This is a genomic window from Haloferax profundi, from assembly GCF_001469865.1.
Classification (GTDB): domain Archaea; phylum Halobacteriota; class Halobacteria; order Halobacteriales; family Haloferacaceae; genus Haloferax; species Haloferax profundi.
In genome coordinates this window covers 1-9,900 of the sequence record NZ_LOPV01000622.1, presented here as the reverse complement: position 1 = coordinate 9,900, position 9,900 = coordinate 1, and the positions used below count along the sequence as shown (strand labels likewise).

The following is a 9,900-nucleotide window of genomic DNA, read 5'->3' as shown; positions in this document are numbered from 1 at the left end:
CGACGCCCGACGAGAGCGGGAACGGCGGCGGCGACGGTGGCGAAGAGACCACCGCACAGGAGGAGACGGAGTCCACTGGTCCGGCAGGGACCTTCACGCTCTGGCACCAGCGCGCAGAGGCCGAGAAGAAGGCACTCGAACAGAACGCGGAGGCGTTCACGTCCGAGACGAAGCACACCGCCGACCCCGCGGAAATCGCCGACCTTCGGAAGAAGACGACGTCGGCCATCCCGGCCGGACAGGGTGCGAGCATGTTCGACTGGGCCCACGACTGGACCGGCGAGTACTACCAAAACGGGTTCCTCTCCGACCAGAGCGAGAACCTCGACGTGGACCTCTCGGTGTACACCCAACCCGCACAGGCGGCCGTCCAGTTCGACGGCGCGACTGTCGCACTCCCGTACGCGGCAGAGACGGTCGGTCTCATCTACAACAAGGACCTCGTCGACGAACCGCCGGAGACCATCGCCGAGATGGTGTCCATCATGGAGGAGCACCACGACCCCGAAAATGGGAAGTACGGCCTCAGCTACCCGCTGAACGCCTACTTCATGAGTGCGTGGGCGCACGCCTTCGGTGGCTACTACTTCGACGAGTCGAACGTCGAACTTGGCCTCTCGAAAGAGGCGACGCTCGACGGGTTCCGACTCATCCTCGACAACTTCGTCCCGTACCAGCCGAAAGACACCGGCTACGACCCGCAAGCGGCCGTCTTCCTCGAAGGCAACGCACCGTTCGCCATCAACGGCCCGTGGTTCCTCGGTGACGTGAAGTCCAACGGCATCGACGCGGGCATCGCCCGTCTTCCCTCGCCCGAGGGCGACGCCGAACCCAAGCCGTACACGACGGTCAAGCAACTGTACTTCACCACGAGAGTGGACGAAGACGAGGCCAAGGCCGCCGCTGCACGAGAGTTCGCCGAGTGGTACACCACGAACACCGACGTGCTCTCGAACAACGCCGAAGAGTTCGGCTACATCCCGGTCCACAAGGAACTCGCCGAGAGCGGTGACCTTCCGGCCGCCGTCGAAGGCTTCTCGAAGTCCGTCGCACTCGGGACGCCGATTCCGTCGCACCCGAACATGGGCGACGTGTGGGGACCACTCGAAGACGCCTTCAACAGCGTGAAGAACGGCGACGCAGAACTCCAGTCGGCCTTCGAGAGGGCCGAAGCAGACATTCGGTCCAACTGGGAGTGAGGACATGAGTGTCGTCGACAGCGCCGTCGAGAAAGCCACGGACAACCCCGTGGTGAACAAAGAAGACCTGCCCTTGCTGTTGGTCCTGCCGGGGCTCTTCGTCTTCCTCGCGTTCATGCTCTTTCCGGTGATGTACCTGGTCTACCTCTCGTTCACCAACGCAGAGCCGGCCACCCTGTTTCAGGGGAAAGAGCAGTGGGTGGGTCTCGCGAACTACGTCACGGTACTCACAGACGGGCAGTTCTGGAACTCGATGTGGGTCACGTGGCTGTTCGTCGCAACCTCCGTCGCGCTCAAGGTCCTCGTCGGTATCGGCGTCGGCCTCGTCGTGACGGGGGCTCGCGTCCGTGGCAAACGGCTCATGCGGGCGCTCATCATCATCCCGCTGGGACTGCCGGGTATCTTCACCATCACCATCTGGCGCGGTATCTTCAGTTCGGCCGAGTTCGGACTCGCGAATCAACTCCTCCGCTCGGCAGGACTCGGCTCTGTCGCGTGGCTTTCGGAGCGCTGGATGGCCTTTATCGCCTACAACGTCACCGAGGCGTGGTTGGCGTACCCGTTCATGGTCATCATCACCGTGAGCGCGTTGCAGGACGTGTCCGAGGAACTCCACGAGGCCGCCATGATAGACGGTGCGGGGTTCTTCGCGCGGTTCCTGCACGTGACACTCCCGTCTATCAAGCGGCCGGTGCTGTTCGCGTCCATCCTCACGGCCGCGGCGTCGTTCCAGCAGTTCCTCATCCCGTACGTGTTCAATCAGGGTGGTCCGTCGCGGACGAACGAACTACTCATCGTCTACGGGTACCGTGAGGCCTTCCGGTTCCAGAAGTACGGTGAGGGTGCCGCTATCATGCTCGTCGCCGTCCTCGTCATCGGGGCGTTCATGATGTTGAACGTCTGGAAAGGCCGTCTCGCAGACGGGGTGGACGACGCATGAGCGTCCTCTCGGACATCGCCGCGGAAGTCGGCGACGACGTTCGAGCCGCTGCGAGAGCGCCCGTCGAGAGTCTGAAAGACGCGCGGTACACGCTCGAAGGTATCCGCGAGGGGCGCGTGAGCGCCGCGTCGGTGCTCAAGACTGCCGGCATCACGGCAGGTGCCGTCGTCGTGGTCGCACTGCTGTTGTTCCCACTCTACTGGGTCGCCGTCGGTGCCTTCTCCGGGACCGGCGCGTCGCTGTACTCGTCGAGTGGGATTCGACTTTGGCCGGCCGAGCCCACCATCGAACCGTTCCTCTGGGTCATCGGTGACCTCATCCTCCCGAGTTATCGGATTACGGTGGGTCTCGGCGGATACGAACTGTTCCTACAGACGCCGGAACTGGCGTTCTTGGACGTGTCGGACTACGGCGTCACCGAGACGTCGAACTTCAAGGAGTTCTTCGTGAACAGCCTCACCGTCGCTATCCCGACGGTGATTCTCGCCATGTGCCTCATCGTCCCCGGCGCGTACGCACTGTCGCGCCGCCAGTTCATCGGCCGGTCGAAGGTGCTCTACGGGTACGTCCTGTTCACCCAAATCGGCGGAGGACTCGGCGTCGCGCTACTTATCGCACTGTACGCGCTGTTCGTGCAGTTCGGGTTCAACGACAACAAACTCGCGCTGTCGGCGTACTACGCCGCAACCGCGGTTCCGTTCAACACGTGGCTTCTCAAGACGTACATGGACGGTATCCCCGTCTCGTACGAAGAGGCCGCGATGATGGACGGCGCACCGTCGTGGAAGATTGTCACCGAAATCATCCTCCCCCTCTCGAAGGCGGGACTGGCGACGGTGTTCATCTTCACCTTCCTCACCGGGTGGACCGAGTTCGTCGTCGCCCAGACGTTGCTCTCGACGGACAACTACACCCTTCCGGTCGGCCTATACTCGCTGGTCGGCCGGTACTCCATCCCGTGGGCGCGGTTCTCGGCGTTCGCACTCACGTTCGCCGCACCGATTATGCTCATCTACCTGTTCGCACAGCGCTACATCGAAGGTGGCCTGTCGTTCGGTGGGATGGAAGGGTAGAACACGGTTTCACCGACTCGCGGGTTTCTTTTCGACCCTGCTGGCATCGCCACAGGTCGGAGACGAATTAGCGACCGACGAGTCGCCTGTAAACCGTCGTCTCGACGCTGTACGTCAGATAGCTGGACACAGCGAGCGCAGCGACAATCGGCACGAGAATCGTGACGAACGAAGGAAATCCGGGCACGGACACACCAAGCACAGCGAGTGCGACCGAACCGAGACCAACGACGAGCGCAAGTGCGAGTACCGACGGCAGGAAGATGACGAGAAATTCGGCGGACCGGTCCCCACTTCCGTCGGTGTCGGTGAAGGCATAGCCAGCAATCGCGCCGAGGCAGACTCCACCGACGACTCCCGGCCCACCACTGAGGCTGTAACTCGTCTGTGTTGCAGCAAGGTACGCACCGTAGACGACGAACGCGACAACCCCGAGAACCAGTCCGACGACGGCACCCTTTGCCGTGCCCAGTAACTTGGATCGATGGCGGCGGTACCACTCCGTCTCGACTCGATACGCGAGCAGGTACGCCCCGCAAACTGCCAACACCGCCGCGATGGTCGGAATGACGAAGAACGGCACCGTGAAAAGTTGGTCGCCGAGTACCCACTGGAATCCTACCGTCGGCACGATGGCGAGTGCCCAGCAGACGAGTAGCGACCCGACGAAGAGGACACGGTTGCGGTGTGCTGCGGCCGAAGTCGTCGCTTGACCGCCAGTCACCCAACGATACCCACCGATTCCACCGACGAGAAGTCCAAGCGGTGCGGCGAACTGTATCGACACCACCCAATCAGGAGTGACGAACGAGTCTGTCGTCGCTCGATAGTAATTTCGGAGAAATCGGGCAAGTGTGTCGAGAACGAACGCCTGTACCAAGCCCCACTGGAGGGCAGTGATGAGCGCCTGTTGTCGCGTGGAGGGTGAGTCAGGGGACGACATATTCGGATACGTTTCACACGTCGAAATATAATACGTTGACACGTGTTCCGGGCGAGTTTACCGTGGTTTCCCTCAGCAGGTCTACTGTCAATCCGAAGTTCTGAATCGTCTTCCCGGCGATGTTCGGCAACGCACTGGCACGCTGTCGGAGAAGCACCATAGTTCACAGAATCTAACACATATCCGACATTATTAGGTCGGTCTCCCACGTCTCTCTAGTCTGCTATGAGTCGAAACTGGGCGCGGTGGACTGCCGTTGGAGCGGGTCTCCTCCTCGGAGCAGCGGGTGGTGCACTCTCGCGATGGAAACACAGACGAATCGCCGACCTCGCGGCCGGGAGTGAACTCGTCACGACAGAACGTGGTGTCGTCGAAGTCGCACGGCGTGGGTCTGGCTACCCCGTTCTCGTGCTCCACGGCGACCCCGGTGGATACGACCAAGGACTCCACGTCGGTGACGCCCTCTTCGGTGGTGACTTCGAAGTCATCGCACCCTCCCGGCCGGGGTATCTCAGGACACCATTAGACGGCAATGGGTCGTTCGAAGCACAGGCGGCCCTCCTCGTGGCACTACTCGACGAACTCGACGTGGAGCAGGCGATAGTCGTCGGCCTCTCCGGTGGCGGACCGACCGCGCTTCAACTCGCGGCGGAGTATCCCGAACGAGTGTCGGGTCTCCTCCTCGGGTCGGCGATTACCACGGAAATCGACGAGCGGTTGTTCGACACCGGAAACCCACTGGTCGACCCGATTCTCACGTCCACACCGGCCCTCGACGTGCAGTCCGGTGTGTTCGCGTTGTTCCACCGATTCGCACCGGACCGCGCACTCGAACAGTTGCACGAAGGCCTCTCGACACTCGACGGCGAGGAGTTCGACGCGTACGTCGATGCCATCCTAACGAACCCGCGGTATCGGGAGCAGTCGCTCGAATTCTTCCCCACGATACTCCCCATCAGTGCGCGCATCGAAGGGACACTCAACGACGAACGATGGTTCCGCGAGTTACCGCGCATCTCGTACGAGCGAATCGAGTGCCCGACGCTCGTGGTCCACGGCGAGTACGACGGCGCTGTTCCAATCGAGCACGCGGAGTTCGCAGCGGAGTCGATACCGAACGCCGAACTCGTGCGTCTCGAAACCGACCACGCGGCGTGGATTGGCCCCGGTTCCGAAGAAGCGTGGCAGGCAGTCGAACGGTTCGTCGAATCGAGTATCGCCGCAGGCGAACGACGAATGGCGTGACACACGGTACATCGATACCGACGATCCCAATTCTCCCGGCACGCACCGTGTGTCTCCTCGACACACCCGCTCGCAATCCGAAGTTCTTAACCCTCGCCCAAAGGTAGGTTCGCCAACTCGCTGGCACGCGGGCCCGCCAGTGGGCACCCGTCACGAACGGGACGAAATGTGGTCTTCGGGAATTTCCCGATGAGGATGAATCCTCACACGGACTGAATCGCAAGCGCCCGCGGTGATATACAATGGCACGAAGCTTCTATTCCCACATCAAGGAAGCGTGGAAGACCCCGAAGGAAGGCAAACTGGCCGAACTCCAGTGGCAGCGAAAACAGGAGTGGCGCAACCAGGGCGCAATCGAGCGCATCGAGCGTCCCACCCGCCTCGACAAGGCGCGTGAACTCGGCTACAAGGCCAAGCAAGGAATCGTCGTGGTTCGCGTCTCCGTCCGCAAGGGTGGCGCACGCAAACAGCGACACAAGGCTGGCCGCCGCACGAAGCGCCAGGGTGTCAACCGCATCGGTCGCCGGAAGTCCATCCCGCGCATCGCCGAGGAACGCGCCTCGCGCAAGTACCCGAACATGCGTGTGCTGAACTCCTACGGCGTCGGACAGGACGGCTCCCAGAAGTGGCAGGAAGTCATCCTCGTCGACCCCGAGCACCCCGCCATCCAGAACGACGACGACCTCAGCTGGATTTGCGACGACGCCCACGACGGCCGCGCCTTCCGCGGACTGACCAACGCGGGCAAGAAGAACCGTGGCCTCCAGAACCGTGGCAAGGGTACGGAACACGTCCGTCCCTCCATCACGGCCGGTCGCCGCCGCGGCAAGTAACGCCCCGCGCACCGCACAACCTTCTCACTTTTTCGACCGCCGAGCGACTGCTCGGTGTCGTAACTGAGAGCTATCGTTCGAGAATCTCACGAGCACTATCGTCGAATCTGACGAGTCGCATCGGTGAATACACTGGGTACTCTCTGGATACGTGACGAGTATCGTCGCAAAATGATTCGTGACCGATTCGGTTAGAACGGTGCCGACGGCCCGAGGTCAGGTTCGTCTTCGGACCCGCGTTCGACTGCACCGTCCCACCCGTCGAATCCGCCGCGGAGACTGCTCACGTCGGCGTCGACGTTCTCGTCGAGGACGGACGCGACGCGCTTCGAACTCTTGCCGACGTAACACGAGACGACGACTTCCTCGGGCCACTCTCTGTCGAACACCTCGGGGCCGAGCGTCGCTGCCGGGAGGTTCTCCGAGTCGGGGATGTGCCCGGACGTGTACGACGATGGGTCTCGGATATCGACGATGGCGACGTTCGTCTCGTCAGCATCCAGTTTCTCGCGCAGTTCGTCTGGCGTCGTCTCGACGACCATGCCGGGGAGTGACGGGCGAGGCGTCAAAGGCGCGTCGCTTCCGGCGAGACGGGTGTGAAGCCACCGTCGGTGACGGATATCGACCACCGGGCCGCGGATTTATTCGCTGCCACCGCCAACGTCGGAGTATGACACTCTCACTCGACGCCACCCAACTCGACCGCTATTCGAGGCACATCATCATGGACGAAGTCGGCCCGGAGGGACAAGAGCGACTGCTCTCGTCGCGGGCCGTCGTCGTCGGGGCAGGTGGCCTCGGGTCGCCCGTCATCGAGTACCTCGCCGCCGTCGGCGTCGGCGAGTTAGTCGTCGTCGACGACGACGTGGTCGAACGGAGCAACCTCCAGCGACAGGTCATCCACCACGACGACGACGTGGGCGTCCCCAAAGCCGAGAGCGCCGCCGAGTTCGTCCGTGACCTCAACCCCGACGTGACCGTCGAACCCGTCGAGGCGAGAGTCGACAAGTCGAACGTCCACGAATTACTCGACGGCGCGGACGTGGTCGTCGACGCCTCGGACAACTTCCCGACGCGATACCTGCTCAACGACGTCTGCCGGTTCGAGGAGATTCCGCTCGTCCACGGTGCGATATACAAGTTCGAAGGGCAGGCGACGACGCTCCTTCCGGAGGGTCCGTGTTACCGCTGTCTGTTTCCCGAAGCACCCGAACCGGGGACGGTCCCAGACTGTGCGACGACGGGCGTCATCGGCGTCCTCCCCGGAACTCTCGGATGTATCCAAGCGACTGAGGCAGTAAAAATCGTCCTCGACGTCGGTGAGGTTCTCGACGGGCGACTCCTGTTTTACGACGCGATGGACATGACCTTCGAGACGGTGCCGTACCAACAGAACCCGGACTGTCCGGTCTGCGGAGACGGTGGCGTCGACTCGATTGCGGACATCGAGTACGTCGAGAGTTGCGCTATCAGTCTCGACTAGTTACGCTGGGGTGGAGAAGGGGGAATAGTAGGGGAACGAGTGAGTCGGGTCCGGGCCGTCCGTCTACTGCTCTCGGTCGAACTCGAATCCGCCGAGTGAATCGGTGGTGTCGGACGACGTGTTGGACGCAGCGTCGCGTCCGTCTTCGCCGCCGTCGGTCGCTGCGTGTAGTTGGTCGAGATTCTCCAGTTCGTCGACTGCCGCGGCGTCGCCGCCGACGAGTTCGTCCACCTGATTCGCCAGGTCGTCGAGGGCAATCGTCTGTGCAGTCGTCGCGTCGGTGATGTCGTTCGTCGCTTCCTCGGCAGAGCGTGCGTGGTCCTGTGCGACCTGAATCGTCGTCGTGACTTCCTCGATGTTGGTCGCCTGCGAGTCAGTCGCGCGCGCGACTTCCGTGATGCCGTTTGCGGCCGAATCGGCCGCGTTGGCGATTTCGTTCAACGACGAGAGGACGTCCGCAATCTCGCCGGACGCGACCTGAATCTGTTCGTGCGATTGTTCGGACGCCATCACCGTCTCGTCGGCCTGTTCTTGAATCTCGTCGATGCTGTCGGCAATCTCTTCGGTGTGTTCGTGGGTCTGGTTGGCGAGTTGTTTGACCTCGTTGGCGACGACGGAGAAGCCTTCGCCTGCCTCGCCTGCCCGCGCCGCCTCGATGTTCGCGTTGAGCGCCAGCAGGTTCGTCCGGTCTGCGACTTCCGCGATGACTTCGACGACTTCCTCGATAGCGCCCATCCGTTGTTGAAGTTCCATCACGCTGTCGAGCAACTCGTCGGAGATTTCGATGACCTGGTCAGTCGCAGTTCGGATACTCTGGCCGGCCTCACGGCCGTTCTCCGCGGCGGCCCGCGCCTGGTCCGCCGCCGAGGCGACTTCGTCGGACGTGGCCGCAATCTCTTCCATGCTGGCCGAGAGGTCTTGCATCTCTTCGGACCCCTTCGCGAGGAGGTCCGCCTGTTCTGTGACCTGTGATTCGATGTCGGTCGCAGCACGTGCGGCGTTTTGAATCGCACTGCCCAGGTCCGCCGTCGTGCCGTCGACTTCGTTCGCGAGACGCTCGAACCGCGCCGCCATTTGATTGAGGTTCTCGACGACGAGGAGCACTTCTTCGTCGAGGGCGTCTTTCTCGTCTGTGAACGTCGCACGCGCAGCGAGGTCACCGTCAGTGATGTGCTGCATCGTCTCGGAGACTTCCTCGACGAGTGCGAGCGACGCTTTCCCTCTGTTCACCACGTCGGTTCGGTCGTGGACCGTCTCGACGACGCCGACGAGTTCGTCACCTTCGAAGAGCGGTTTCGCCGTGAAGGAGATGTGTCGTTCGTCGCCGTGGTGGTCGACCATCGTACTCGTGTCGTGGTAGAGGAGTTCCGACCGGTCAGCAAACGACAGGCCGAACTCTTTGTCCGCATTCTGTGGCGCTTCGAGTACCTTGTCTGCGAGTGTCTTCGCCCGACGGCCGTCCGGGTAGAACAGTTCACTCACGTGTTCCGACCCGAGCGCTTCGTCTGCCGACGCGCCCGTCAGTTCGGTGATTGGTGCGTTCCACGCGATGACTCTGTGGTCAGCGTCGAGAACGAATACCGGCGTCCCAACCCCGTCGAGGAGGCCGCCGAGACGAAGTTCCTGTGCAGCAGCAGCAACTGTCGAACTCTCGTCAGTCTGTACGCCCCCATCGGCACGTGCCCGAGCCCTGACCCCCGGGACCAGCGCCGCGATTCGCGAAAGCAGGCCCATGTGTCAGCCCCACGAACAACGAGGGCATAACCCTACTGTCTAAATTATCGTGATTGATATTCACAGACGTCCGCCTCGGGCACTGGACGCGGCGATATATACCAAAATCAGACTACTGTCGCATATTGTCGGGCACGCTGGCAGTGACCGCCTGAAAAAACGATCGTCAGCGATACTGATTACTGTCCGTCCGCGTCGGCGTCCGTACCACCGTCGGTGGCGGGCGCGTCGGCGACGCGGGGCGCAGGTTCGCTGGACTGCCCATCGCTGTCGAACTGGTCGAAGTCGGCGTCCGAGACGCTGACGTCGACGGTGAACGAGTCGACGAGCGCCATCAACCGTTCGGACTGCGAGGCGAGACGGTCCGCACCGTTCGAAACCTCACCGAGTGACGCAGTCTGTTCTTCTGTCGCGGCGGCGACGGACTCCGCTCGCTCTGCCGTGTCTTCG

Annotated in this window: 9 protein-coding genes and 1 pseudogene; 6 read left to right on the top strand and 4 right to left on the bottom strand. The window is 62.3% G+C overall.

Features of this window, described 5'->3' with window-relative positions; all coding sequences use genetic code 11:
• From AUR66_RS17890 to AUR66_RS17880, 3 genes are all read left to right on the top strand, one after another.
• The coding region (locus AUR66_RS17890) for an extracellular solute-binding protein (RefSeq protein ID WP_058573507.1) at positions 1–1,199 on the top strand (1,199 nt) is incomplete at its 5' end.
• 4 nt (positions 1,200–1,203) lie between these two features.
• Entirely contained in the window at positions 1,204–2,139 is a 936-nt protein-coding gene (locus tag AUR66_RS17885) for a carbohydrate ABC transporter permease (RefSeq protein ID WP_058573506.1), read from the top strand.
• On the top strand, positions 2,136–3,212 hold the full coding sequence (locus tag AUR66_RS17880; RefSeq protein ID WP_058573505.1) for a sugar ABC transporter permease: 1,077 nt from the start codon (positions 2,136–2,138) through the stop codon (positions 3,210–3,212). The genes AUR66_RS17885 and AUR66_RS17880 overlap by 4 nt, the downstream gene beginning before the upstream one ends.
• Positions 3,213–3,279: 67 nt before the next feature.
• Here the strand turns inward: AUR66_RS17880 and AUR66_RS17875 are convergent, their stop codons facing one another.
• Complete coding sequence (locus AUR66_RS17875; RefSeq protein ID WP_058573504.1) at positions 3,280–4,155, bottom strand: hypothetical protein; 876 nt, start codon at positions 4,153–4,155, stop codon at positions 3,280–3,282.
• 225 nt (positions 4,156–4,380) lie between these two features.
• On the opposite strand from AUR66_RS17875, the gene AUR66_RS17870 reads away from it, so the two are divergent.
• Together AUR66_RS17870 and AUR66_RS17865 are read left to right on the top strand one after the other, a co-directional pair.
• Entirely contained in the window at positions 4,381–5,400 is a 1,020-nt protein-coding gene (locus AUR66_RS17870) for an alpha/beta fold hydrolase (RefSeq protein ID WP_058573503.1), read from the top strand.
• Positions 5,401–5,642: 242 nt separating this feature from the next.
• Positions 5,643–6,233, top strand: coding sequence for a 50S ribosomal protein L15e (locus tag AUR66_RS17865; RefSeq protein ID WP_058573502.1), 591 nt, complete (start codon positions 5,643–5,645; stop codon positions 6,231–6,233).
• 191 nt (positions 6,234–6,424) lie between these two features.
• Here the strand turns inward: AUR66_RS17865 and AUR66_RS17860 are convergent, their stop codons facing one another.
• Positions 6,425–6,775, bottom strand: a complete 351-nt coding sequence (locus AUR66_RS17860; protein ID WP_058573501.1) for a rhodanese-like domain-containing protein — start codon at positions 6,773–6,775, stop codon at positions 6,425–6,427.
• 128 nt (positions 6,776–6,903) lie between these two features.
• Here AUR66_RS17860 and ubaA point away from each other — a divergent pair, with 128 nt between their 5' ends.
• Complete coding sequence (ubaA, locus tag AUR66_RS17855) at positions 6,904–7,716, top strand: SAMP-activating enzyme E1 (RefSeq protein WP_058573500.1); 813 nt, start codon at positions 6,904–6,906, stop codon at positions 7,714–7,716.
• A gap of 63 nt (positions 7,717–7,779) precedes the next feature.
• Here the strand turns inward: ubaA and AUR66_RS17850 are convergent, their stop codons facing one another.
• Together AUR66_RS17850 and AUR66_RS22315 are read right to left on the bottom strand one after the other, a co-directional pair.
• Positions 7,780–9,450 carry a methyl-accepting chemotaxis protein gene (locus AUR66_RS17850; protein ID WP_058573499.1) on the bottom strand — a complete coding sequence of 557 codons (1,671 nt, stop codon included), beginning with the start codon at positions 9,448–9,450 and terminating at the stop codon, positions 7,780–7,782.
• 179 nt (positions 9,451–9,629) lie between these two features.
• A pseudogene (locus AUR66_RS22315) lies at positions 9,630–9,900 on the bottom strand (methyl-accepting chemotaxis protein); the annotation flags it as partial.